The 25,533-nt window shown below is 58.2% G+C and carries 23 protein-coding genes; 11 read left to right on the top strand and 12 right to left on the bottom strand.

The window, feature by feature from the left end; all coding sequences use genetic code 11:
• Positions 1–7: 7 nt before the first annotated feature.
• The 4 genes from CFBP5473_RS16135 to CFBP5473_RS16120 are packed head-to-tail and all read right to left on the bottom strand — an operon-like array spanning position 8 to position 4,011.
• Positions 8–1,930 carry a beta-N-acetylhexosaminidase gene (locus CFBP5473_RS16135; protein ID WP_027676309.1) on the bottom strand — a complete coding sequence of 641 codons (1,923 nt, stop codon included), beginning with the start codon at positions 1,928–1,930 and terminating at the stop codon, positions 8–10.
• Positions 1,931–1,957: 27 nt separating this feature from the next.
• Positions 1,958–2,740: an SDR family oxidoreductase gene (locus tag CFBP5473_RS16130; RefSeq protein ID WP_037171346.1), complete on the bottom strand. Its 783-nt coding sequence runs from the start codon at positions 2,738–2,740 to the stop codon at positions 1,958–1,960.
• 4 nt (positions 2,741–2,744) lie between these two features.
• Entirely contained in the window at positions 2,745–3,611 is an 867-nt protein-coding gene (locus tag CFBP5473_RS16125) for a MurR/RpiR family transcriptional regulator (protein WP_027676311.1), read from the bottom strand.
• A gap of 13 nt (positions 3,612–3,624) precedes the next feature.
• Entirely contained in the window at positions 3,625–4,011 is a 387-nt protein-coding gene (locus CFBP5473_RS16120; RefSeq protein WP_027676312.1) for a RidA family protein, read from the bottom strand.
• Between the two features lie 113 nt (positions 4,012–4,124).
• Between CFBP5473_RS16120 and CFBP5473_RS16115 the strand changes: the two genes are divergently transcribed.
• Positions 4,125–4,613 carry a hypothetical protein gene (locus CFBP5473_RS16115; RefSeq protein WP_027676313.1) on the top strand — a complete coding sequence of 163 codons (489 nt, stop codon included), beginning with the start codon at positions 4,125–4,127 and terminating at the stop codon, positions 4,611–4,613.
• Positions 4,614–4,649: 36 nt separating this feature from the next.
• On the top strand, positions 4,650–6,125 hold the full coding sequence (locus tag CFBP5473_RS16110) for a M81 family metallopeptidase (RefSeq protein WP_027676314.1): 1,476 nt from the start codon (positions 4,650–4,652) through the stop codon (positions 6,123–6,125).
• 14 nt (positions 6,126–6,139) lie between these two features.
• Here CFBP5473_RS16110 and CFBP5473_RS16105 read toward each other — a convergent pair whose 3' ends face one another.
• The 5 genes from CFBP5473_RS16105 to CFBP5473_RS16085 form a co-directional block, all read right to left on the bottom strand.
• Positions 6,140–7,255, bottom strand: a complete 1,116-nt coding sequence (locus CFBP5473_RS16105; RefSeq protein ID WP_027676315.1) for an ABC transporter ATP-binding protein — start codon at positions 7,253–7,255, stop codon at positions 6,140–6,142.
• A gap of 123 nt (positions 7,256–7,378) precedes the next feature.
• Positions 7,379–8,542, bottom strand: a complete 1,164-nt coding sequence (locus CFBP5473_RS16100; protein WP_169696904.1) for an ABC transporter substrate-binding protein — start codon at positions 8,540–8,542, stop codon at positions 7,379–7,381.
• Between the two features lie 95 nt (positions 8,543–8,637).
• Positions 8,638–9,498, bottom strand: coding sequence for a carbohydrate ABC transporter permease (locus CFBP5473_RS16095; RefSeq protein ID WP_027676998.1), 861 nt, complete (start codon positions 9,496–9,498; stop codon positions 8,638–8,640).
• Positions 9,495–10,379, bottom strand: a complete 885-nt coding sequence (locus tag CFBP5473_RS16090; RefSeq protein ID WP_027676997.1) for a carbohydrate ABC transporter permease — start codon at positions 10,377–10,379, stop codon at positions 9,495–9,497. Before CFBP5473_RS16090 ends, CFBP5473_RS16095 begins: the two co-directional genes overlap by 4 nt.
• A 13-nt stretch (positions 10,380–10,392) precedes the next feature.
• Positions 10,393–11,571, bottom strand: coding sequence for a Gfo/Idh/MocA family protein (locus CFBP5473_RS16085; protein WP_027676996.1), 1,179 nt, complete (start codon positions 11,569–11,571; stop codon positions 10,393–10,395).
• A gap of 472 nt (positions 11,572–12,043) precedes the next feature.
• On the opposite strand from CFBP5473_RS16085, the gene CFBP5473_RS16080 reads away from it, so the two are divergent.
• The 6 genes from CFBP5473_RS16080 (at position 12,044) to CFBP5473_RS16055 (ending at position 18,942) form a co-directional block, all read left to right on the top strand.
• A complete protein-coding gene (locus CFBP5473_RS16080; RefSeq protein WP_027676995.1) occupies positions 12,044–12,793 on the top strand; it encodes a GntR family transcriptional regulator in 750 nt (249 codons plus the stop codon).
• 23 nt (positions 12,794–12,816) lie between these two features.
• A complete protein-coding gene (locus CFBP5473_RS16075; protein WP_027676994.1) occupies positions 12,817–13,839 on the top strand; it encodes an SIS domain-containing protein in 1,023 nt (340 codons plus the stop codon).
• Positions 13,836–15,017 (top strand): N-acetylglucosamine-6-phosphate deacetylase, encoded by a 1,182-nt coding sequence (nagA, locus tag CFBP5473_RS16070; protein WP_027676993.1) that lies wholly within the window; start codon positions 13,836–13,838, stop codon positions 15,015–15,017. The genes CFBP5473_RS16075 and nagA overlap by 4 nt, the downstream gene beginning before the upstream one ends.
• Positions 15,014–15,928 carry an ROK family protein gene (locus CFBP5473_RS16065; RefSeq protein ID WP_027676992.1) on the top strand — a complete coding sequence of 305 codons (915 nt, stop codon included), beginning with the start codon at positions 15,014–15,016 and terminating at the stop codon, positions 15,926–15,928. Before nagA ends, CFBP5473_RS16065 begins: the two co-directional genes overlap by 4 nt.
• Before the next feature lie 86 nt (positions 15,929–16,014).
• Positions 16,015–16,950, top strand: a complete 936-nt coding sequence (locus tag CFBP5473_RS16060) for a LysR family transcriptional regulator (protein ID WP_027676991.1) — start codon at positions 16,015–16,017, stop codon at positions 16,948–16,950.
• Between the two features lie 99 nt (positions 16,951–17,049).
• Complete coding sequence (locus CFBP5473_RS16055; protein ID WP_027676990.1) at positions 17,050–18,942, top strand: bifunctional sugar phosphate isomerase/epimerase/4-hydroxyphenylpyruvate dioxygenase family protein; 1,893 nt, start codon at positions 17,050–17,052, stop codon at positions 18,940–18,942.
• A gap of 36 nt (positions 18,943–18,978) precedes the next feature.
• On the opposite strand, the gene CFBP5473_RS16050 is transcribed toward CFBP5473_RS16055, so the two are convergent.
• Genes CFBP5473_RS16050 through CFBP5473_RS16040 form a run of 3 tightly spaced genes read right to left on the bottom strand, consistent with a single transcriptional unit; the run spans position 18,979 to position 21,149 of the window.
• Positions 18,979–19,854: an amidohydrolase family protein gene (locus CFBP5473_RS16050; protein WP_027676989.1), complete on the bottom strand. Its 876-nt coding sequence runs from the start codon at positions 19,852–19,854 to the stop codon at positions 18,979–18,981.
• Positions 19,855–19,878: 24 nt separating this feature from the next.
• On the bottom strand, positions 19,879–20,331 hold the full coding sequence (locus CFBP5473_RS16045; RefSeq protein WP_027676988.1) for a MarR family winged helix-turn-helix transcriptional regulator: 453 nt from the start codon (positions 20,329–20,331) through the stop codon (positions 19,879–19,881).
• 26 nt (positions 20,332–20,357) lie between these two features.
• Positions 20,358–21,149, bottom strand: a complete 792-nt coding sequence (locus CFBP5473_RS16040; protein ID WP_027676987.1) for a crotonase/enoyl-CoA hydratase family protein — start codon at positions 21,147–21,149, stop codon at positions 20,358–20,360.
• A 139-nt stretch (positions 21,150–21,288) separates the two neighbouring features.
• Between CFBP5473_RS16040 and CFBP5473_RS16035 the strand changes: the two genes are divergently transcribed.
• The 3 genes from CFBP5473_RS16035 to CFBP5473_RS16025 are packed head-to-tail and all read left to right on the top strand — an operon-like array spanning position 21,289 to position 25,512.
• Complete coding sequence (locus CFBP5473_RS16035) at positions 21,289–23,145, top strand: feruloyl-CoA synthase (protein WP_027676986.1); 1,857 nt, start codon at positions 21,289–21,291, stop codon at positions 23,143–23,145.
• A complete protein-coding gene (locus CFBP5473_RS16030) occupies positions 23,142–23,903 on the top strand; it encodes an SDR family NAD(P)-dependent oxidoreductase (RefSeq protein WP_027676985.1) in 762 nt (253 codons plus the stop codon). Before CFBP5473_RS16035 ends, CFBP5473_RS16030 begins: the two co-directional genes overlap by 4 nt.
• 4 nt (positions 23,904–23,907) lie before the next feature.
• Positions 23,908–25,512 carry an acyl-CoA dehydrogenase family protein gene (locus tag CFBP5473_RS16025; protein ID WP_051441413.1) on the top strand — a complete coding sequence of 535 codons (1,605 nt, stop codon included), beginning with the start codon at positions 23,908–23,910 and terminating at the stop codon, positions 25,510–25,512.
• Positions 25,513–25,533: the final 21 nt, after the last annotated feature.

Raw genomic sequence — 25,533 nt, 5'->3', positions numbered from 1 at the left:
TTCCGCGTCAAAGCTTCGGGCTGAGGGGCGCGAGCGCCGAGAAACGAAGCCAGTCCTTCTTTTCGCGCGGGGTCCATGCCGCTTCGGCAACGGCGGGCAGGCGTGGGAAGACGAGGCGGTTGAAGTAATCGCGGTTCAGGAAATGCTCGGACCAGATGCAGGCCTGCACACCGCGAAGGCGCGGCTTCAATTCCTCGGGAAACTCCCCCACGGCCTCGTAGGTGTAGGTATGGTGCGGAGGAACGGTGCCGGCCCAGCTTGCGCCGGGTTCCTGCCAGGCCTCGTCCTGAACCATGTCCAGATAATAGGCCTGTCCGGGTGTCATCACCACATCATATCCCTGCTGGGCCAGTTCCACGCCGACTTCCGGTGCGCGCCAGGCCATCAACAGCGTTCCGTCAGGATCGACACCGCCGCCGTGGGAAACTTCATCCCAGCCTGCAAGGCTGCGCCCGCGCTCCGCAAGCATGGTCTGGATGCGTTTCATGAAGTGGCTCTGGAGACCGAATGTGCCGTCCAGCCCCTTCTCATCCATCAGCTTGCGCGCCAGCGGAGAGGCCATCCACGTGTTGTCGGCAACTTCATCTCCGCCGATATGGATGAGTTTGGAGGGGAAAAGCTCGACCATCTCGTCAAACACCCTTCCGAGGAAGGTGTAGGTTTCTTCGATGGCCGGGTTGAGCGCGTTGTTGGGATAACCCTGCACAGACCGATAGCTATCCGGTGCTTCCTGTCCATCCGTCAGTTCCGGCAGAGCTGCGAGAATTGCGGTGCTGTGGCCGGGAATGTCGATCTCGGGCACGACTTCGATGTTCAGATCCGCTGCGTGCGCCACGATTTCGGCAATATCTGCCTGCGTGTAGAAGCCTTCCACCGGCTCCGCAGCATTGCCAAGCTGCGGCAGCATGGGTTCATCGGGGCCGCGCTTGACGCCAACGGTGGTGAGTTGCGGATAGGCGCGGATTTCCATGCGCCACGCCTCATCATCGGTCAGGTGCCAATGGAACACATTCATCTTGTACCAGGCCAGAATGTCGATGAGCCGCAGTACGTCGCCAGTCGGATAGAACTGACGTGAGACATCGAGATGGCAACCGCGCCAGCCGTAGCGGGGTTCGTCCTTGATCGTGCCCGAAGCGGGGAAGCGGAACATTGCGGCGTTTCTGCGCGCGCCATCATGAAGTTGTGCCAGCGCGGTCAAAGCATACTGACGACCTGCGGCTCCGCCATAAGCAAGAGTAATTTCTTGGCTCGAGAATTGAAGTTCATAGGCTTCAGCGGCCAGAGCTGATTTATGCTCGAACCGCACGGACTGTCCTTGCTCCACAGCGACGAGCGAGAAGGGCTGATGGGCGTTAGAGAACAGGCGACGATGGAGCTGGAGAACGTTATCGACCGCTTCGATATCGGCAAGCGTACTGCCATCGGCGGGGTAAAGCACGACGGGCACGGTCTCGCCCGCCTGCAAATCCGCCTGCTTTGGCCAGGGCAAAAGAGCGAACGGCTCCGTTACGCGCCCTTCCGGTAGAAGCGGCTTCTGTGCTTCGCTCGTGCGGCCCTGCGACATCAGGTCGGCAACATCGATTGTGTGATGGCTGCCATCGGCGAAGGTCAGATAGGCGGATTTTGCCCCGTCGGTGCGGTGTTTTGCAGGCCGCCATAGACCGCGCACGGTGAAGCGCCATGTGGCTCCGGGTTCCAGCGCAAAACCGGCTGGCGGCGCATATTGATGGAAATTGGCATTGCGGCGAAGGAAGGTGGCGTTCTCGCAGGCCGGATTATCCATGACACGGGTGAGTGCGGTGTAGGCCAGCTTGAAATCCCTGAGCGGCTTATCCGTGAGGTTGACGAGGCTGAAGATGAAGCCGCCGGATGGATCTCCCTCAATCGGGTGCCATGCATTTTCAAGGCGGAAGCCGGTCTTGCTCATCGTCGTTCCCTCTTTATCTGGCTGGTCTCAATAATGATCGGATTGGGAGAAGGTGTGGGCGAGTTCCGCTTGCACCGCAGTCAGCCCGCAATCGACAGGGAGGCAGACGCCCGTTATGGCCGCAGCTTGATCGCTGCTGAGAAAATGGACCGCATTGGCCACATCTTCAGCGGTCGCGATGCGGCGAAGCGCGTACCAGCGCTTGACCTCTTCGAACACCTGAGGATTGGCTTTCGCCCTCGCTTCCCAGGCCTGCGTGCGCACCGTACCCGGTGCCACGGCGTTGGCGCGGATGCCGAATTTTCCATATTCCACGGCAATCAGCTTCGTCAGGTGGATCAGCCCGGCCTTGGCTGCGCTGTAGGCCGGGTGCCCGAACACTGCCATGCCGTTTACCGACGCAATATTGACCACTGACCCCTGCGTTTCTCTCAGCGAATCCTCCACCGCGCGGAAGGTGAGGAAGGCCGCCTCCAGATTGAGGCTCGCATCCATTTTCCAGATGTCCGGTGTCGTATCGTGAAGGGAGACCGCGCGCGCAGCGCCCGCATTGTTGACGAGGGTCTTGACCCTGCCTTTTGCTTCGAGCTTCCGAGCCATGGAAGCCACGCTCTGCGCATCGGTCACATCTGTTACGATCCCGATAAAGCGACCCGCGCCGCCGAGCGTTGCGATTGCATTGTTCAGCGCCTCTTCATCCACATCGACAAGTGCGATTAGGTCGTGGCTGTCGGCCATACGCACAGCGAGCGCGCGACCGATATCGCCTGCGGCACCGGTAACGACTGCGATGCTGCGATAGTCGCTCATTGGATCAATCTCCGAGGATCTGGCGGTCGTCGCCGCCATCGCGATGCTCCACCAGCTGCTGCTTGATCTGCCGCAGGGTGACGGTGGAAAGCTTGCGGTTCTGGTAAGCAACCAGACTGGCAATCACGTCGATCACGGCAAGATAGGCGAAGCGCGTCGAGGTCGGGCGGTAGATATTGTCGCCTTCCGGCAGATCGATGCCGATCACGAAATCGGCAAGCTTTGCCACAGGGCTCTTGGATTGCGTGAGCGCAATCGTCGGGATGCCTGCCTCTTTCGCGAGCCTGAAAGCGCGCATCAGTTCCTGATTGCGACCGGAGAAAGATGAGCCGATGATCACATCTCCTGTCTGGGCGGATGCCGTCAGCATCAGTTGCATGTTGTGATCATTGCTGGCCGTGATGCGCGTGCCGAGGCGGAACAGCCGGTTCTGCAACTCCGTCGCCACCATGGACGAGTTGCCACCGGAGCCGAAGGCATAGACCATCTGCGCATTGGCAATCTGCTCGGCCACCTCGTCGATGGCGTCCGGATCCAGCGCGCGGTGAACCATGAAAAGGGCGTTTTGAGCCTTGGTGATGATGTCTTCCGCCACATCGGCGGGCGCAGTGCTTTTTGCCTCGGGGTTGAGGTAACGCACGCCGACAAAGGCGGTCTTTGCCAGCCTCACCTTGAAATCCGCGAAATTCTGACAGCCAAGCCTGCGGCAAAAACGGGTGACGGTGGGTGGGGATACGTCAGCCTTTTCCGCCAGATCGATGATCGAAGCGCCGACGGCAAAGTCGAATTCATTCAACAAAATATCGGCAATGCGCTGTTCCGATGGTGAAAACTGCGCTCTTTCATCCTGAATGGTGGCGAAAATGTCCATCAGCCAGACGCCTTTAGGACTTTGGCTTATAAGCGGTGCAGTCTATCTCGACCTTGCAGTCCACCATCATCGAGGCTTGAACGCAGGCACGGGCTGGCGGATGTTCGCCGAAATAGCCCTGATAGATTTTGTTGAAGGTCCAGAAATCGCGCGGATCGTCCAGCCAGACACCGCAGCGCACGATATGCTCGACGCCGTAGCCCGCTTCGTGCAGAATGGCCAGCAGGTTCTCGATGGTCTTGTGAGTCTGTTCGACAATGCCGCCGGAAATGATTTCGCCATTTTCCATGGCCACCTGGCCCGAAACGTGAAGCCATCCATCCGCCTCGACCGCGCGTGCAAAAGGAAGCTTCTGCCCGCCCGCACCAGACTGTTCCGCACCATATCTCTTGATCGTCATTCAATCGGCTCTTTGCAAATTATTTTCGTTCTTCATTGACAAGTGACCATATAAAACGGATTTTTGCCAGAGAATTTTGGGTATCATGAAAATAATTTAGATATGGAGCCCCCATGCGCGATCCCTTCCGCAATCCGTTCCCAGCGTCCGATACGGCGCGCCATACGATCTGGGAGATGCTGGTTCCGCGTGACATCGACGCCTTTCTGGCGGCGGACTGGTCCATGGTGGAGGGTGATTTCGTTGAGGAAGGTTTTCTGGGTATCAGCGGAAATCGCGAGCCTGATCCCGACAAATGGTCACTCGCTTTCCCGACGCTCGCCGCTTATCGGGACGAATGGCTGAATCAGGCGAAGGAGTTTGCCGAAGGGAGCTACGGCGAAGATCCGCGCACCGCGATCTTCACGACGACGACGCTGGAAAACATCGAAATCTCCGGTGAAACCGCGCTGGTGCGCAAGAAATTCGATGGCGGTATCAAGAAGGCCGATGGCACCACGGATATCATGCAATGGCAGACACTGTATTACTGCCGACTGCATGAAGGCCGGTGGAAAATCTCCGGCTTCACTGGCTATCTGCCGAACCCGATGGGGCGTTGAGCCAGCAGTTTCCTGAACAATTGAAGGCCAGCTACCGTGCGCATCTTTACCGCCGCTCTCGCAACTGAGACCAATACATTCGCGCCGATCTGCATCGACAGGCGGGCCTTCGAGGAATCGCTCTACGCCCCGCCCGGACAGCATCCGAGTACGCCAACATTGTGCACGGCTCCGATTACGGTCGGGCGCGACGTCTGCGCCGCAAAGGGCTGGACGCTGATTGAAGGCACGGCCGCCTGGGCAGACCCGGCAGGGCTCATCAACCGGCAGGCCTACGAGAGCCTGCGGGATGAGATTCTGGACCAGTTGCGCGCAGCCATGCCGGTCGATGCGGTGGTTATGGGGCTCCACGGCGCAATGGTTGCGGATGGCTATCTCGATCCGGAAGGCGATCTGCTGACACGCATTCGCGAGATAATCGGGCCTGATATTCTGCTTTGCGCAGAGCTCGATCCGCATAGCCATCTCACGCAGAAGCGCGTGGATGCGGCGGATTTCTTCGTGGTCTTCAAGGAATTTCCCCACACGGATTTCGTAGAACGGGCGCAGGATCTCTGGCGGATTGCTGTAGATACGCTGGAAGGACGTGTAAAGCCGGTCATGTCGGTTTTCGATTGTCGAATGATCGATGTGTTTCCAACATCGCGAGAACCTATGCGCGGTATCGTGGACCGGATGCAGGCCATGGAACGAGACGATCCCAACGTGCTGTCCCTCTCGGTCATTCACGGCTTCATGGCTGGTGATGTGCCGGAAATGGGAACGAAGACCATCGCCGTAACCGATGGCAATGCGGAAAAGGGCCAGGCGCTCGCGCGCGAGCTGGGGCTCGAACTTTTCAAGAAACGCGGCACTTTCATGATGCCGCAGATCGATGAAAAGGAGGCGGTGTCCCGCGCTCTTCAGGCTGATATTACGGGCGGTCCTGTTGTCATCGCCGATATTTGGGATAACCCCGGTGGCGGTACGGCGGGCGATGCGACCGTGTTGCTGCGCGAGCTTCTGGCGCAGGGCGCAAAGAATGTCGCCGCCGGGCTGGTATGGGATCCGATTGCCGTGCAAATCTGCATGGCGGCGGGCGAGGGCGCTGAAATTCCGCTCCGCTTCGGTGCCAAGTCGGCGCCGAATACCGGCGATCCAATCGATGCGCTGGTGAAGGTCGTAAAACTCGTGCCGTCGGCGGAAATGAAATTCGGTGATAGCATCGCGCCGTTTGGTGACGCTGCCCACATCCATTTCAACGGGATCGACGTCGTGCTCGGAACTGTTCGGGTTCAGAGTTACGACCCGTCACTCTTCACCGCTCTCGGCATCGATCCTCTGTCGAAGCATATTCTGCTGATCAAATCGACCAACCACTTCTATGCGGCCTTCTCGAAGATCGCATCGCAAATTCTGTATTGTTCGGCAGGCAAGCCATATCCAAACGATCCTGCAACCAATCCCTACCGCCGGGTGCGACGGGATATCTGGCCGATCATGGATAATCCCCACGGGGATCATGCAGCCTGAAGCACCGCGCCCACTTAGAGCGCGGGCATCTCCTGCTTCGTCCAGTACACGCGTCTCTCCAGAGCGTTGCCTTCGGCATCGAAGAGATGGCAATCCGCAGCGCGGATGCCGACGGGCATGGGTTGGTCCGGCGCAAGCGGTGCCGAGCCGGGCAGGAGCGCGCACCATTGCTGGCCTGAGGGCAGGGTGGAATAGGTGATGGTGTTGATACCCAGCCGCTCGATGACGCTTGGCGTAGTGGTGATCGTCATGTCGCCAGAGCCGAGAAGCAAATGTTCCGGTCGAATTCCAAGCGTCAGCGGCTGGCCCGCAAGACCTTGTTTGGCATTAACCGGAACCGTGATGCTCTGCCCATCATAGGACACCGTCACGCCCGCCTCGGAAACCTCGGTGCAGGTAACGGGCAGAAGGTTCATCTTGGGATTGCCGATGAAACCGGCCACGAAAAGATTATCCGGCTTGTGATAAAGCTCCAGCGGCGCACCGACCTGGGCGATGCTGCCAGCGTTCAGAACAACGATCCTGTCTGCCATAGTCATGGCCTCGACCTGATCGTGCGTCACGTAGATCATGGTGGCTTTTAGCTGGCGGTGAAGCTTGGTGAGCTCGATGCGCATATCGGCGCGGAGCGCCGCGTCGAGGTTCGATAGGGGCTCATCGAACAGGAAAATCTTCGGCTCACGCACGATGGCGCGGCCAATGGCAACGCGCTGGCGCTGGCCACCGGACAGCATTCCCGGCCTTTGCTCCAGCCGATGTTCCAACTGGAGAATCTTTGCGACGGCCTGAACCTTCGTGCGGATTTTGTCTTCAGCCATCTTTTCTACGCGCAGTGGAAAAGCGATGTTTTCGAAGACCGTCATGTGGGGGTAAAGCGCGTAAGACTGGAACACCATCGCAATGCCGCGCTCAACGGGTGGCTTATCGTTGACGCGGACGCCATCGATGGCGATATCGCCTTCGCTGATCGATTCCAGACCGGCAATCATGCGCAGCAGCGTCGATTTTCCGCAGCCGGATGGGCCCACGAATACGACGAATTCTCCGTGCGGAACATTGAGTTGCACACCTTTGAGAACCTCAAAGTCGCCGTAGTATTTTTTCACGTTGTTGAGATGAAGCTGACCCACAATCGTCTCCAGAGGGCCGTTTGCAACAGGAGCATTCGGCAGCGCTGTCATTGAACCGCAGGCCTTTAAAGCCTGCGGCTGTGTCTGGCGAGGCCGCGATCAAGCGACCTCGCAAGGTGATGCTTATTTGTACTGCTCGATATCTGCCGCAGCCTTCTTCAGCGCCGCTTCAGGTTCCGCCTTGCCGGTAACGACCGACTGGACCATCTCGATGGTCGCGTTCTGGAAGCCCTTGTAATCGGTGAACAGAGGCTCAGGACCGCCATAGGTGATGCCTTCGATCAACGGCTTCCAAGACGGATCCTTGGCGATGAACTCATCGACCTTAGGCGAAGGACGCAGTGGCGTCAGACCGGCATCGCCCTGCAATTCATATTCACCCTGCGGACCGGGCGAGGTGATGAACTTGGCGAATTCGATTGCCTTGTCCTCAACACCCGAACCCTTGAAGATGGCAAGGCTGTCGGTGATCAGCAGCGTGCCCGGACCCTTGGCGGAAGGGCCGAGAGGCAGGGTGGTGATGCCCCATTGCAGCTTGGTGTTTTTCAGACGCGCCGCCGCACCCGAACCGGACTGGATCATGCCGACCTTGCCATCGAGGAAGATCGCACGGATTTCGTTCTGCTCGTAAGCGGTTGCGCCTTCAACGGAGTAAGGCGTGATGTCCTTGTAAGCCTTCAGTGCTGCAAGCACTTCCGGGCTATCCATGACGATCTTGTCGCCATCAACCACCTTGCCGTTGTTGGTATAAACCCAGTGCATGAACTGGTGCATGGTGTTGTCGAAGGTCTTGGCGGGAAGGCCATAACCGGCAACGCCCGTCTTTTCCTTGATCTGCTTGGCGAAGGCGATTTCTTCTTCCCAGGTCTTCGGCGGCTTTTCAGGGTCGAGACCGGCCTGCTTGAACAGATCCTTGTTCCAGTAAAGCGCCTTGGTGGAGAAGGCGATTGGAACGCCCCACTGCTCGCCATCGACCGTTACCGTATCGACGATGTGCGGATAATAAGACTTCTTCTCCTCATCCGTCATCGGAACCGGAACGATCATGTCGTTTTCGGAAAACTGCTTCAGCGTGCGGGAGCCGACATAGGCCATGGCAGCAGGAGAACCGGAAGCGGCTAACGTGGTGGCCTTGTCCTGGCACTGTTCCCAGCCGACGACTTCCGGCTTGACCGTCCAGCCCTCGTTCTTGCCTTCCCATTCCTTGATGTATTTCTCATGGATCGGGTCGATCTTGTCGCCGCAATAAATCCAGGAGATTTCCTGACTGGCAGCCTGCGCAGTCATTGCACCAAGGGCCGTGGAAGCGGCTAAGCTCAGCGCGTAGAGGGTAAACTTCAATTTGGTCGTCACGGTCAGTCTCCCATTCTCTGGTGGTTGTTTTATTGTTTCACCGCGCCCGCGGTCAGGCCGCTGACGAGATAGCGTTGCAGGAAGAAAATCACGATCATCGCAGGCGCGATGCCAACGAAGCTTGCAGCCATGAGCTCGTTCCACACCACTTCCTGCCGGCCGAAATAGGCAAACAGGCCAACGGGAAGGGGCATGTATTCGCTCTTGGAATTGAAGGTCAGCGCATAGATGAACTGCTGCGCGTAAGAGCCGATGAAGGTGGTGATCGCCACAACCACGATGCCCGGCATGGCAATGGGGATGATGACGCGGCGCAGCGTGTAGAAATAGCCCGCGCCATCCACGTAAGCGGCCTCATCCAACTCCCTTGGAATGCGGATCATGTAGGTGCGCAGCAGCCAGATGGCGGAGGGAATGAGGAAGGCGACGCCGGGCACGATCATGGCCAGATAGGTGTTGAGAACGCCGATGGAGCGCATCAAACGGAAAAGCGGGATCAGCAGAACCGCGCCGGAGAACATGTTGACGGCCAGAAATGCGCCAAGCAACGGGCCGCTGCCGCGAAACTCGAAGCGCGCGAAAGCGTAAGCCGCAGGAATGACGAGGATGAGCACGACGATGGTGACGATCCCTGAAATCAGGAACGAGTTGAAGATATAACGGGCAAAGCCCGGCACGCTTACCCACATCGTCCTATACGCTTCGAAGGAGCCGTTTTCCGGCCAGAAGCGGTAAGGCGAGGAAAAGAGCTGGCTGAGCGGTTTCAGCGAAACCAGGAAGCCTTCCACGAAAGGCGACAGGACGAAAGTGAGGAAGAGCAGGATGCCGCAATAGATGGCAGCCACTTCGTACCACTTGTACCGGTTGATCAAGGTGGGAGGGTTTCTCATCGCTTGTCTCCGGCGGAAAGCTTGCTGACGACGCGGAAATAGGCCACGCAGAAGATGGACAGGAAGATGCAGATCAGAACGGCGCGGGCGGCACCCTCACCATATTTGTAAGAGCCGATGGCGGTCCGGTAGGTATCGATGATCATCGTCGTGGTTTCGCCATTGGGCCCACCGCGCGTCAAAATCCAGATGATGTCGAAGGAATTGAAGGTCGAGATCAGCGAGATCATCGACATGGTGATCATCGAGGGAACGAGAAGCGGAAGGGTGATGCGGCGGAAGCGGTAGAAACGCCCTGCGCCATCGGCCCACGCTGCTTCATAGAGATCCTGCGGAATGGATTGCATGGCGGCCAAAAGATAAAGCGTCACCATGGGCACGCCGATCCAGACATCGGTGATGACGGTTGCCCAGAAGGCTGTCGAACCCTGTGCGAGGAAAGCCACAGGCCCATCCACCAGACCGACCCGCTGAAGCATGCCGGAAATCATGCCGAACTGGCCATTATACATCCAGCCCCACATGAAGATGCCAATCGCCATCGGCACGATCCATGGCGGCATGGTGAGAATGCGGAAGAGGGCGCGTCCGGGCACTGCGGCGTTCAGCATGGTTGCGCCGAACGTGCCGATGATCATCTTGATCGCGACGGAAAAGAACGTCCAGATGAAGGTGCGGATGATGACTTCGGCGAATGTCGCGTTGAAAATCTTGTCGTAATTGTCCCAGCCGACCCAGTTCGTCGTCTTCTTCAGCGATGCATCTGTGAAGGAAAGGATGACCGTATCGACAAGCGGGTAAGCGACAATTGCCGTTACATAGAGCAGGGCCGGTGCCAGCAGCAACCAGGCAAAGAAAACGGCGCTTCGTCTGGTGTCCATGGTCCCCGTCTCCTTAGGCGGAACGCTTTTGAGCGTTTTCGGTGCCGTGGAGACACGCATCGTATTTTGCCCAGACGGGCGCCAGATCGACCACCTTGCGGCCTGCCCGCGCTTCATCCATCGCCATGGCCAGAATGCCGGCCTCGATTGCATCGAGTGCGGAAACGGGAAGATCTGCCCCCGTTGTCATATGGGCGAAGACATCGGCAGCCATCTGTTCATCCGCGCCGTAATGGTGGGACCTGGTGGAGGGCGCCTGATAAGTGTTGCCTATCAGCTTGGCGCTGTCATGCGCGCGGTGGACATCGAGAAAGCCGCGAACGAAATCGCCTTCCGCCATGCCCTTTGCGCCGACGACGCAGAAGCGGCGGAACTCATCCGGCACGTTGAGATTGGTATGGAATGCCAGCGATGCGCCATTTTCATATTCCACGATGGCGGTCTGGAAATCGATGATATCCCCATCGCCATCGAAGACCTTGTCCGACCCCATCCAGCCGCTCGGCTTGCGGAAGTAAACGTCCAGATCGTTGATGCCGCTATTTTGCGGCGCATTCTTCGGCACGAAGCTGCGGCGACCGCCGAAGCTCGAAACATAGCGCGGACGAGCACCCATGACGCCATTATAGAGATCGAGATCGTGGCAGCATTTTTCCAGCATGAAACCGCCAGCAAGCCGGTCATATCGCCGCCAGTCGCGCATGAAGAACGCGCCGTGATAGGGGGCAATGTGCTCGGATGCCTCGATGGAAGCTATGTCGCCCAATAGGCCTTGCGCCTGCGCCAGCCGCAGATCGCGGTACAGCGGCGAATAGCGCAGCACGAGGCCGACCATCAGCCGATCCTGCCCATATTGGTGCAGCAGGCGGGCAAGCTCGTAGCTTTCCTCGATGGTGGTGACGATCGGCTTTTCCGTGAAGACGGTCAGCCCTGCCTCAAGGCCCGTGCGAATATGGTCAAGATGGAAGGTGTTGGGAGAGCCGATCATCAGCAGATCGAAGGTCTCGTTCTCGATCATGTGCTGAGGCGTTTCGTGGCGGCGGCCTGCGGAGATGTTTGCTGCTTCCAGCTGCTGCAAGCCTGCCGGATCAGGATCGACATGCGCGACGATCTCGAAATCAGGATCGATTTCCGTGAAGACCTGGCCGAGATAGCCAAGGCGGAATCCGAGTCCGATTATGGCGACTTTCATGGCTTTGCAGCTCCCCTTTTCGTAATTTATTTTCGTAGCCTGTTGCAAATAATCGGTTCGGTCAACCGAAAAAACTGAAACAGCCTGTGTGTATGAAAATCATTTTCATACGAAGTCGAATAGCTTCAGCGGCTCTTGCTCTTCAGCTTCGAGTCGATGCATGTCAGATTTTGAAGTCTTGGGTATTTCCCCTCGCCAGCCTGTTCGGTTGTCCGGTGCCGGTCGTTATTTGTTAATATCTAATACCAAAAAAAGACCTTCTGTCTACAGATGATTGCGAATTTTTGGAAATACCGATGTAAGCGCAGTTTCCCCTTTGATTTTAATGGGTTTTATTTTCATTTTGAATGGAGGTTGAAATGATATTGCCAATATGGTCTTGCATTGGTATCTGTTTTGGTATGAGTTCTCACCGAATGACCTTATCTTTGGCGGTGGAAGACTTTTCAGCAGCGCAGATTGGAGTGGCGCGATGAGCGGTGTGTTGCCGTGGGGGGAATTGCAGGCATTGCACGGCGGCCCGCTTTATCAAAAGCTGCGGCGGCTCATCGAGGACGCGGTATCGACCGGACGCCTGAAGCATGGTGACGCCTTGCCCGCGGAACGTGACATTGCCGATGCCGCAGCCATCAGCCGCGTGACGGTGCGCAAGGCTATCGATGATCTGGTGGAGCAGGGGCTTCTGGTGCGCAGGCGCGGCTCCGGCACGTTCGTAACGAAGCCGGTGCCGAAGATGCAGCAGCCGCTGACGCGGCTGACATCCTTTACCGAAGACATGCGCCGCAGGGGCATGGTTGCCGGTTCCCGCTGGCTTGAGCGCGGGCTGAATTTCCCGACGCCCGAAGAGACCATGGCGCTTGGTTTGGCGGGTGGCGCGCGCGTGGCGCGGATCGCGCGTCTGCGCACTGCGGATGGCATGCCGATTGCGCTGGAAAGAACCAGCCTGCCGGACGATATTCTGCCGGAGCCAGAAAAGGTCGAAGGCTCGCTCTATCTCAATCTCGGCGAACGCGGCATCCGCCCGGTCCGCGCCAATCAGCGCATTTCGGCGGTGCTGCTGAGTGATGAGGAAAGCGAGTTGCTGGAGGTGGCGGCGAAGTCTGCGGCGCTTTCCGTGCAGCGCATCGCCTATCTCGACACGGGTCGTGTCATGGAAGTTTCCCGCGCGCTTTACCGCAGCGATGCCTACGATCTCGTGGCAGAGCTGACGATTGGCGCTTGATCAAAGATGAAGAGGCACGTTCAATGACGACGATGATGCGGCGCGAAATCGATGAAATCCCTCAGGCCGCCGCGCGTCTTCTGGAGGGGGGCAGGAGCGATATCGCGGAGGCGGGGGCAGCCCTTGCAAAGCGCGATCCCGCCGTTGTCGTCACGATTGCCCGAGGCTCTTCCGACCATGCGGCACACTTCCTGAAATACGCAATCGAACTTGAACTTGGCCTCCCGGTCGCATCCCTCGGCCCATCGCTGGCATCGATCTACAAGGCTCCGTTGCGTCTGGAGCGGGCCGCAGCTTTCGCCGTTTCGCAATCCGGTGCGAGCCCGGATATCGTGGCAATGATGGAGGGCGCGAAGGCCGGAGGGGCTCTTTCGGTGTCACTGGTCAACACCACGCCCTCACCGCTGTCGGATATTGCCTCCATTGCCGTGAACATTCAGGCCGGGCCTGAAATTGCAGTTGCGGCCACAAAATCCTACGTCAATTCCATCGTCGCCGGTCTGGCTATCCTTGCGGAGTGGAGCGGCAAGGCGGAACTGAAGAAGGCAGTCGCGGATCTGCCTGAAAACCTCGAAAAAGCACTGGCGCTGGATTGGAGCGCGCTCATCGAGCCGCTCAAAAATGCCGAATCTCTTTATATGCTGGGCAGAGGTCCAAGTCTGGCTATTGCAACGGAAGCAGCCTTGAAGTGCAAGGAAACCTGCGAGCTTCACGCCGAATCCTATTCCTCCGCCGAAGTTCTGCATGGGCCGGTCTCTCTGGTCTCGCCGCATTTCCCGGTCATTGCCTTTGCGGCCCGTGATCTTGCAGAGGTATCCATCGCGGAAACGGCCTCCGGGCTCGTTTCCAAAAATGCCAATGTCTATCTGACTTCCGATAAGGGCAACGGCCCCACTCAATTGCCATTTGTGAATACAGGTCACCCGCTTACCGATGCGCTGGCGCTGATCGTGCCCTATTACGGCATGGTCGAAGCTTTATCGCGCGCCCGTGGTTTCGATCCCGACAAGCCTGCCGCACTGAAGAAAGTTACTGAAACACGATGACTGGTTCTTACGCACTCACCGGCGGACGCATTTTTGACGGCACGGCTTTTCTGGACAATCGCGCGCTCGTCATCGAAGGCGGGCGGATCAAGGCTATTGTGGAGCAGGCCGATGTGCCGGATGCGATTGAGCGCCGCGATGTCGGCGGATGCATGATCGTTCCGGGCTTCATCGATCTTCAGGTCAATGGCGGCGGCGGCGTGTTGCTGAACAACCAGCCGGATATCGAGGGCATCAGAACCATCTGCGCCGCCCATGCCGCGTTTGGCACCACGGCTCTGCTGCCAACACTGATTACCGATACGCATGATGTGCGCATCAAGGCCATTGCCGCCGGTGCCGAAGCTTGTGCCGCGCGCGTCCCCGGTTATCTGGGCCTGCATCTGGAAGGGCCACATCTTTCCGTCGCGCGCAAAGGCACGCATGATCCATCGCTCATTCGCCCGCTTGAAAGCGCCGACCTCGCTTATTTGCTCGAGGCTGCAGGCAGTTTCGGTGAGGCGCTGATGACGCTTGCGCCCGAGAGCGTTTCACCGGGAGACGTGACGCGGCTGGTGGAGGCGGGATATGTGGTGAGCCTAGGGCACACGGATGCCAAGGGGCAGGATATTCTCCCTTACATCTCTGCTGGCGCTTCGATGGTGACGCATCTTTTCAACGCCATGAGCCAGATGGCCAATCGGGAGCCCGGCCTCGTCGGCGTGGCGCTGGCGAATGGACGGCTTTCCTGTGGCCTGATTGCCGATGGTTTCCATGTCGATCCGACCGTGATGCAGGTAGCGCTCACGGCAAAACGTGGGCCGGGCCGGATTTTTCTTGTCACCGATGCCATGTCCACCATCGGAACGGATCAGCAGAGTTTCCTCCTCAATGACCGCGAAGTCTTTCGCAAGGGCGGTCGCCTGACGCTCGCCGATGGCACTCTGGCAGGTGCGGATATCGACATGCTGTCCTGTGTTCGCTTTGTGCATGAGCATCTGGGCCTGCCATTGGAAGAGGCATTGAATATGGCCTCGCTCTACCCCGCCGAAGCCATTGGATGTGCAACGAAGGGCACGCTCGCCGCCGGGCTGGATGCGGATTTCCTGCTGTTGAGGGACGATCTTTCCCTTGCCGCAACCTTCATCGCGGGCAAATGTGTGTTCGGAGCGGATGTGCGGCAGGGGGTACGGGCGTGATCGTCTGTTTCGACATCGGCGGAACCGCCATCAAGGGCGCTGGCGCGTGGTCGGTCGATGATGTGCGGCCTGTTGCCCGGCGGCAGACCCCGATCCATGATTTCGAAGCCTTCGTCGGCGTGCTCAAATCCGTTATCGAAGAGATTGGCGAGACGCCGGATTGCGTTGCGCTCTCCATCGCGGGCATCATCGATCCCGACACGGAACGGGCGGTGATTGCCAATATTCCCTGTGCCCATGGACGGCTGCTGAAGGCCGATCTCGAAGCCGCACTCGGGTTTTCCGTTCTCATTGCCAATGATGCGGATTGCTGTGCGCTTGCCGAATATGGTGCAGGAGCGGGCCGTGGACATCGCGTCGTCTTCGGCGCAATCCTCGGCACGGGCGTCGGTGGTGGCCTCGTCATAGATGGCAAATTGATCAACAGCGAAGGCGGCTTTGCCGGTGAATGGGGGCATGGGCCCGTGGCAGCCACGCGCGCTGGCAATCCACCCGTGGAACTACCTCGCTTCGCCTGCGGCTGTGGATTGGAAGGTTGCGTCGATGCTATCGGCAGCGCCCGAGGCATGGAGAAGCTGCATCGGCATCTTGCACGTACCGAGATGAAAGCCGAGGAAATTCTCGATGCTTGGCAGGCGGGCGATGAGGCCGCTGCCAGAACAATCGACATCTATGTCGATATTCTTTCAGGCCCTCTGGCCCTCGTCATCAACATGACGGGCGCCACCATCGTTCCGGTGGGAGGTGGGCTTTCCAACTCGACACCACTGCTTGCAGCACTGGACCAAGCCGTCAGAAACCGCATTCTGCGCAAGTTTCAGCGGCCTCTGGTGGTGAAGGCTGAATGTGAGATTGAGCCCGGGCTCGTGGGAGCAGCCGTTCTGGGGCTGGCTTTCGCAGCCCGGCAATAGGCATAGCGCGAAAACGGTTTCCGCTTTCTCTTCTGTTGCGTTAGCAAGGATGCCGTTGTTTCTCAGGGAAAGGCGGGTTCCCATTCATGCTTACACTGCGTCAGATCGAGGTCATTCGGGCTATAATGGTCACCGGCAGCATTGTCGGTGCAGCGCGCCTTCTCAACGTCTCCGCCCCCGGCATCAGCCGCCTGATGAAATATTCCGAAGATTCGCTTGGCGTGCGCCTGTTCGACCGCAGATCCGGTCGTTACGTTCCAACATCGCAAGCCCGCAACATCTTCGACCTTCTGGACACCGTTCACCGCAAGATCGATGACCTCCAATCCGCCGTGGCCGATCTTGGCCGGGGCAAGGCGCAGGAACTCTGTGCTGCCTCCGTGCCAAGCATCGCCAATGTCATGATGCCAAGGGCCATTGCCGAAGTGCGGCGACGTTACCCCGATCTCGGCCTGGATGTGAATATCGTGAAGATCGAAGAGGCAATCGATTATCTGCTGCTGGGAAAAGGCGAACTCGTCGCAATTTCCTCTCGCTTCGACCACCCCTTGGTGGAGTTCGAACTGCTGGCCAGCGGACGCCTGCTTTGCATCGTGCCGGAGACGAGCCCGCTGGCGGATCGGCAGAAGATTACGCCGAAGGAAATGTCCGAGCACCCCCTCATCGGCATCAACCCCAAAGACCCCTATGGCGCGATCATGGCGGCGATGTTCGAGCGTGCGGGGATTGATTACGCCACCAATGTCAAAGCCCGCTTCGGCACTACGGTATGCAGCCTTGTTGCAGCAGGTTTGGGTATTGCCATGATAGACGAATTCACTGTCGCACACGGTGCCGTCAAAGGGCTGACGAGCATCGAGATCGATGCCGACACGGAGTTTCAGACCTACATAGCCTATCGCAAGGATTTGCCGCTTTCGGTTTACGCCGAGGATTTCATCAAGGCGTTGAGAACGGAAATGGCGGATGTCAGCACCGCGCGGCAAAGCTCCCAAAGGAAGAGTAGAACACCCGTAACATGATGTTACGGATGGCGATGAAAATGATACGCGATATATGCCTCGCTATGGGGTAGGCTTTGCTCAAATCGTTCGAATGATCTGGGTGGAGAAATATCGATCATGAAAACATCCATTGCGACTGTCTCGATCAGCGGAGAGTTCGAGCAGAAGCTGGAAGCCATTGCTGCGGCAGGGTTCGATGGCATTGAAATCTTCGAAAACGACTTTCTGATCTATGATCGCTCACCTGCCGAAGTCGGGCGGATGGTTCGGGATCAGGGGCTAGAAATCACGCTGTTTCAGCCCTTCAGGGATTTCGAAGGCATGCCGGAGCCGCATCGCAGCCGCACATTCGACCGCGCGGAGCGGAAGTTCGATGTCATGCAGCAGCTGGGAACAGACCTTGTTCTGGTCTGCTCTAATGTCTCTCCCATTTCACTTGGCGGCATAGATCGCGCCGCCGCAGACTTTCGCGAACTTGGGGAGCGAGCGGCAAAGCGCGGACTGAAGATCGGCTACGAGGCGCTCGCATGGGGGCGGCATATCAATGACCACCGCGACGCGTGGGAGATCGTGCGCCGAGCGGATCATGAGAATGTCGGGCTCATTCTGGACAGTTTCCATACGCTTTCGCGCAAGATCGACATCAATTCCATCCGATCCATTCCAAAAGACAAGATTTTCTTCGTGCAGCTGGCTGACGCGCCGCTGATCGACATGGACCTTCTGTATTGGAGCCGCCATTTCCGCAACATGCCGGGTGAGGGCGATCTCCCGGTGACGGCCTTCGCAACGGCAATCGCCGAAACCGGCTATAATGGCTATTTCTCGCTCGAAATCTTCAACGATCAGTTCCGCGGAGGCTCCGCACGGGCGATTGCGGCGGATGGTCATCGCTCGCTGATTTATCTGGGAGATCAGGTTCGCAGAAGCCCGAATGCGCAGGGACTGGCCATACCGACGATGCCTGACCGGGCCGAAATAAAGGGCGTCGGCTTCATCGAATTCACCACGGCGGAAGAGGATGCCGCCGAACTTGAAACCACGCTAAAGATGCTGGGTTTCAGGAAAGTTGCCCGGCATCGCTCCAAGAATGTCGATCTGTTCCAGCAGGGGGATATTCGCCTGATCCTCAACAGACAGGAGGAAGGCTTCGCCAGCGCTGCTTTTGCCGTGCATGGCACGTTTGCATATGCCATGGCGCTGATCGTAGACGATGCGCAGGAAGCGCTGGCACGCGCAACTTCGCTGAATGCGGAAGTTTTCAGCGAACCGGTGGGTGAGGGCGAGGTGCAAATACCAGCCATTCGCGGTGTCGGTGGCGGATTGGTCTATCTCATCGATGACAAAAGCGAACTTGGCCGTTTCAGCGAGATCGATTTCCTTCCGGTAGCGGACGATGACTTAAAGTTTGTCGACGCCGGATTGCGGGCGTTCGACCACGTTGCTCAGACGGTTTCCTATGACGAGCTGCTGACATGGCTGCTTTTCTACACCTCGATTTTCCAGATGCATAAGACGCCGATGACGGACATCATAGATCCGGGTGGCGTGGTGCGTAGTCAGGTGGTTGAAAATGCTGCGGGCTCCATGCGCATCACCTTGAACGGCGCTGAAAACCGCCGCACCCTGGCTGGTCACTTCATGGCCGAGCATTTCGGTTCCGGCATCCAGCATATCGCGTTTCACAGCGATGATATCTTCGCGACGGCAGAGGCTCTCAGAAAGAATGGATTCCAGCCGCTTCAGATTTCGTCGAATTATTATGACGATGTGGAATCCCGTTTCGGTCTTGACCCTGAACTGACGGAACGCCTCAAGCGCGAGAACATCCTTTATGATCGCGATGAGGGCGGCGAGTATTTCCAGCTTTATTCCTCCACCCACGGCGAAGGCTTCTTTTTCGAAATCGTGGAGCGGCGCGGCTATCGTGGATATGGAGCGCCGAACGCGATTTTCCGCATTGCCGCGCTCCGACGCCATCTGAGACCGGATGGGTTTCCGAAAGCCTGATCTATAGAGGAGCGACGCCACTGGCGTCGCTTTCTCTCAGAGCTTGAACAGCTTTCGAGCATTTTCCTTCAGGATGAGAGGCCGTACTTCGTCACGAATATCGATCTTCTCGAAGTCGCTCAGCCAGCGATCTGGCGTGATTGCGGGCCAGTCGGAACCGAACAGCATCTTATGCTTCAACAGCGTGTTGGCATATTGGATGAGGATCGGCGGAAAATACTTCGGCGACCAGCCGGACATGTCGATGTAGACATTGGGCTTGTGGGTGGCGACGGAAAGCGCTTCCTCCTGCCAGGGAAAGGCAGGGTGTGCCATGATGATCTGGAGATCGGGAAAATCGACCGCGACATCATCCAGATGGATCGGGTTCGAGTATTTCAGCCGCATTCCCATGCCGCCGCGCAGGCCTGAGCCGACACCCGTCTGGCCGGTGTGGAAGAGCGCAATCGCACCCTCGTCCTGAATGGCTTCATAAAGTGGATAAGCCATCCGGTCGTTGGGAAAAAAGCCCTGCATGGTGGGGTGAAACTTGAACCCCTTGACCCCGAATTCGCGCACCAGACGTCTCGCTTCCCTCGCACCCGTTTTGCCTTTGGCCGGGTCAATCGAAGCGAAGGGGATCATGATATCACTGTTTTCAGCAGCGATTTTTGCCACTTCCTCATTGTCATAGCGACGAAAGCCGGTTTCGCGTTCCGCATCGACAGGGAAGATCACGCAGCCGATTTTGCGTTCGCGATAATAGGTGGCCGTTTCCTGCACCGTTGGCAGCATGCCCTGCGCGCCTGCCGGGTTTCTGAAATAACGGGCCATACCTGCCTGAAACTCATGATAGCCGTCATCCCGCTGGCAGCCGCATGGTTCCTCCGCATGCGTGTGCACGTCGATGGCAACGAGCTCATCGATGTTCATGGTCGCCTCCCTGATTTTGCGATTTCAACCCGCGATGAATTTCTGCAGCAGCCGGATAAGCTCCTGACGCTCCGCCGTTTCCAAAGAACTGCCGATACTGTCCTCGTAGCTGAAGAACCACTTGGCGGCAGCTTCGACCTGCGTCTGGCCTTCCGGCGTCAAGGTAAGCTCCACGGCGCGGCGGTCGTCATCTGGAATATGGCGGGCAACCAGCCCGTGATCCTCCAGCGCGCGAATGAGCTTGGTCATATGCGCGCGCTTGATCATCAGGCTTTGGCCGAGAATACTTTGACGAATGGCCGGATTATTCTTGATGACCCAGAGGACCGAAAACTCGCCCGGTCGCAAACCACGTTCGCCAACCTCCGAGAAAAACTGCTCATACACTTTCAGCTGCGCCAGCCGGATCAGGAAACCGGGTGCCGTCCACAGCCGGTCGATGTTCACGCTGTCAGCGGTGCGGATCAAAGTGTCCATGTTTTGCTCTCTCTGGCCGGAAAACTCTAAGCGCTGGGCGCCTTGACCTTGCCCGCCCGCTTTTCCAGAAACGCACGAAGCCGCTCTTCGGCTTCCGGGCTGGTTGCGGTGAAGGACGAGATGAAGGATTCGACGAAAAGACCGTCTTCCTTTGCCATATCCTGAATGCGGGGCAAGGCGTTTATCACGGCGTAGTTAGAAATCTGGGCATTGCTGGCTGCCTTCTGCGCAAGCTCCAAAGCCTTTTCGACAGCCTGTCCCGCATCCACGACATATTGGGCGATGTTCCACCGCTCCGCTTCATCCGCAGAAACGACGCGACCCGTCAGCATCATATCGGTCATCCGGGCAACGCCTGTGAGCCGGGCCACGCGAACAGAGCCGCCGCCGCCCACGAAAATGCCGCGCTGGCCTTCTGGCAGCGCGAAAAACGCTGTTTTATCCGCCACGCGAATGTGAGTGGAGGAGGCAAGCTCCAGACCACCACCGATGACGGCGCCATGAAGTGCTGAAATCCATGGAATTGTACCATGTTCGATGCCGGCAAAAACGGCGTGCCACCGGCGAGAGCCGCGAACACCTTCTATCGGCGTTTTTTGCACATGCTCTGCAAGATCGAGACCGGCGCAGAAGTGGTCGCCATGGCCGAAAATGACGGCAGCTTTCGCCTCCTTTTCGGCGCGGGCAACGGCATCGGCAATGCCTTCCACAAAGGCGTCGCTGATTGCGTTGCGTTTGGCCGGTCGGTTCAATCCTACCAGCGCAATCTCGCCTTTCAGCTCATAAGTTACGAAGTTCTCAGCCTGGGTCTGCTCCATGCCGCGGCTCCTCCCGCATAGTCTTTTGGCCATCTGTAATTTGATTGTTTACAGATAGATTGTTTCCTTGTAAACAAAATTCGGGAGGAGCTGATAAGGCTCTTATTAGATTCACGCGATTGACGTCTGGGAGGGTGTCATGAACGAGAATGCGTTTCAGCGCGTCAAATTATGGACGCCGGAGCTTGATTGGGAAGAGCGCGCAGACGGATCATTCGTGATCTGGCGCAAGGATTCGCTTGGCGCTTATCCGGCAAAACTGAATGACAGGTTCGTCCACTGGGCAAAGGTTGCTCCGGATCGGATCTGGATGGCAGAACGCCAGGGCGATGGCTGGCGGCGCTTGACCTACAAGGCCGCGCTCGAGGATATCCGTCGCATTGCGCAGGTTCTGCTCGACCTTGATCTTGGGCCGGAGCGTCCTGTCGTCATTCTTGGCGATAACTCCATCGAACATGCGTTGATTGCGCTTGCGGCACAGCATGTCGGCATTCCATCTGCCGCCATTTCTCCAAGCTACGCGACGCTTTCCTCTGATTTCAGCAAGCTGTCCAGTATTGCTCATCAGATCACGCCCGGCCTTGTCTTTGTGGCGGATGGGGAGAAGCTGCGAGATGCGGTGGATCAGGCTTTCGGTGCTGATATTCCACTCGTTGCACTTCGCAATGTACCCGTAGATCGACCCAATTCTCAGGCGTTCACGGATTTGCTTGACCGCGAGGCGACGCAAGCGGTCGATCAGGCCTTTGCAAAAGTCGGTCCAGATACGGTTGCAAAGTTTCTCTTCACCTCCGGCACGACCGGCTCCCCCAAGGCGGTCATTCAAACCCAGCGAATGCTCTGCGCCAATCAGGAAATGGTGGCAAACTGCTATGCATTTTTGCGGGATGAGCCGCCGGTCATAATCGATTGGGGTCCATGGAACCACACGGCCAGCGGCAACAAGGTCTTCAACCTCGTCATTTATAATGGCGGCACCTTCTATCTGGATGATGGCAAGCCATCCCCCGCGTTGATGGAAAAAACAATTGCCAATCTGCGCGAGATTTCACCGACTTGGTATTTCAACGTGCCAGCCGGATACGAGATGCTGGTGCGCGCCATGCAGGCCGATGAAGCCTTGCGGGCGAACTTTTTCAAGAACCTCAAGCTGTTGATGTATGCGGGCGCCGGCATGGCGCAGCATACGTGGGATGCGTTGAATGGGCTTGCCGAACAGACGGTCGGAGAGCGCATTCCCTTCGGAACGGGCCTCGGTTCAACCGAGACCGGGCCATTCTCCATCTATTGCACTGATCCTCAGGAAGCGCCGGGCAATATCGGCGTGCCGGCACCCGGCATCACGCTGAAGCTCGTGCCCTTTGAGGACAAGTTCGAGCTTCGGCTGAAAGGCCCCAATATAACGCCCGGTTACTGGCGAAATCAGACGCTGACCGAGCAGGCCTTCGATGAGGAAGGTTTCTACAAGATAGGCGATGCCGTGCGGTTTGCTGTAGGTCGAGACCCGCGCAAGGGCTTTTATTTCGATGGGCGCACGGCGGAAAACTTCAAGCTGCGAACCGGAACATGGGTCGCCGTGGGCAAGCTCCGCGCGCATCTTGTCGATATTTTCGGCGGGCTGATCCGAGATGCCGTCATCACCGGCGAAAACCGGGAAGAACTCGGAGCGCTGGTCGTGCCGTTCCTTCCAGCGCTGCGGGAGGTGATAGGCGCATCCGCCACGGGGCTCTCCGATGAAGCCGTGTTGGATCATCCAGTCGTTCAGGCCGCGCTTGCGGAAAGGCTGAAAGAACATCAACGACTGGCAACGGGCTCGGCGACACGCGTGATGCGCCTGCTGATCATGAAGGAAGCGCCACGTTTCGAACGCGGTGAAATCACCGACAAGGGCTCACTGAACCAGCGCGCGGTGCTGTCGCAACGGCCGGAATTGGTGGAGCGGCTTTACGCTGGCTCTTCCGATGTCATTCGAGTGGAAAAGGAAGTTGCGGCATGAAGATCGAAGGATCGAGCGCAATCGTAACCGGAGGCGGCTCCGGGCTTGGCGAGGCGGTGGCAAGATTGCTGGCGGAGAAGGGCGCGATTGTTCATGTCTTCGACCGCGACGGCGATGCCGCCGCCAAAGTTGCAAACGAGATCGGCGGTATTGCCATTGCCGGTGATGTGACCAGCGAAGCGGATGCCGAAAAGGCCATGGCACAGGCCGCGGGTGCAGGCGATGGCCTTCGCATTCTCGTCAACTGCGCCGGTATCGGCACAGCTGCACGGCTTCTCGGCAAGGATGGCCCGATGCCGCTTTCGACCTTCGATAGCGTTATCCGAATCAATCTGGTGGGCACATTCAACATGATGCGCCTTGCCGCCGCGCATATGGTCAATGCGCCGGAGCGGGAGGACAAGGCGCGCGGCGTTATCGTCAACACGGCTTCGGTCGCGGCTTTCGAGGGGCAGGTGGGGCAGGTTGCCTATTCGGCGTCCAAGGGAGGCATCGTTTCCATGGCGCTTCCTGCCGCGCGTGAGCTTGCGCGCTTCGGCATCCGCGTGAACACGGTCGCGCCCGGCATTTTCCTGACGCCTCTTCTCGAAACGCTTCCGCCGGAAGTGCAAACCACACTCGCCGCAACCATTCCCTATCCATCCCGTCTGGGCGCTCCGGCTGAATTTGCCGATACGGTGCGCTACCTGATCGAAAACCAGTATGTGAACGGTGAGGTTATCCGTCTGGATGGCGCGATCCGCATGCAGCCGAGGTAGCGCGATGTCGGGCTATGCGAAACAGGCAGAAAGAACCATTGCTCTGCTGGAGGCAACCCCCGGCTGGCAGACCGTGCGCACCTTTTATCCCGATCTCGATGACACGACGCTGGAAACGATTATCGGGCAGGCCGCATTGTTCGCGGAAACCGAACTGGCACCTCTTAATGCAATGGGTGACCGGCAAGGCTGTTCGCTTATAGATGGGCGTGTCAAAACACCTTCCGGTTTCCCGCAAGCCTATCGAAAATTGGCGGATGCCGGTTGGCTCGGCATCGATCTGCCCGAGGATTGCGGCGGGCAAGGACTGCCCCTGACACTTCAGGCCGCCTGCGCGCCTTTGTTCGAGCGCGCCTGCGTTTCGCTGATGATGCTGGCAGGGTCTTCTCGCGCGGCTGCGGTGCTTCTGAGCGAGATTGCCCCCAACGCCGTCATAGAGGAGTGGGTGCCCAAACTGGCAAGTGGCGAATGGTCGGCGACGATCTGTATTTCGGAGCCGGATGCGGGCTCGGATGTCGGGCGCATTCGCACCCGCGCCCGCAGGGTTGATGGGCAATGGCAGATTACCGGCACGAAATGCTGGATATCCTTTGGCGATCACGACATTACGCGGCGCATCGGCCACTGCCTGCTGGCCCGTAGCAGTGACGAGCCGGGCATGAAGGGGCTGAGCCTCTTTCTCGTGCCAGATAGTTTCAACAATTCCCGAAACTCGATCACCGTCGAGCGGATCGAGGAAAAGATGGGCCTGCATGGTTCTCCGACCTGCGTTCTGCGTTTCGATGGGTCGCAAGGGATTCTGCTTGGTGAGGAAGGCCGAGGGCTTCCGCAGCTTTTCACCATGATTGAGCGCATGCGGTTATCCACCGGATGTCAGGGACTGGGCATCGCCTCAGCCGCTGCCGATATTGCCGAAGCCTATGCCGCCGAACGTCGGCAGGGCGGTGCGGCGGACCGTGTGGCTGTCAGCATAAATACGCATCCAGATGTTCGCAGACAATTGAAGTGTCTGCGGGAGCAGACGGAAGTATTGCGTGCAGCCGTTCTGGAGCTTGCCGTGACGATGGATATGGCACGTCTTTCCACCGATGAAACAGAGCGGCAGAAGGCTGCGGATTTCGCCGCATGGATGCTGCCGCTGGTGAAGAATTTCGGCGCCGAAATCGCCTTCGATACCGCCAACCGCGCCGTTCAGGTGCTGGGCGGGGCTGGCTATACGCGGGAATGGCCGCTGGAGCAGTATCTGCGCGATAGCCGCATCATGTCGATCTATGAAGGCACGACGGGAATGCAGGCACTCGATTTCCTGACGCGCCGCCTGTGGCGCGACGAGGGAAGAGAGCTGGCAATTTTCAGGGAGCGTGTTGAGCAGGACCTTGCGGCTTTGCCCGGTGCGCGGTCAACGGAAGCGTTGAAAGCCTTTCTGGCGGCGAGCGAAGAGATGATGGCGCTGCAAGCGACGCCGGATGAAGCCTTTTATAAGGCCGACGACTACATGCGCGCGGCGTGGGCGGCAGTCGCAGAGTGGCTTCTACCTCGCTGCGATAGCGCGTCACAGCAAGCATTTTCAAAGCAATCTTCAGAATGGGAGCAGAAGCGCGCGTCCTGACGTGACACTTCTAATTAACGG

Source organism: Agrobacterium larrymoorei, from assembly GCF_005145045.1.
GTDB classification, from domain to species: domain Bacteria; phylum Pseudomonadota; class Alphaproteobacteria; order Rhizobiales; family Rhizobiaceae; genus Agrobacterium; species Agrobacterium larrymoorei.
Note: the sequence above shows the minus strand (reverse complement) of the source record. Positions and strands in the feature narration are given on the sequence as shown.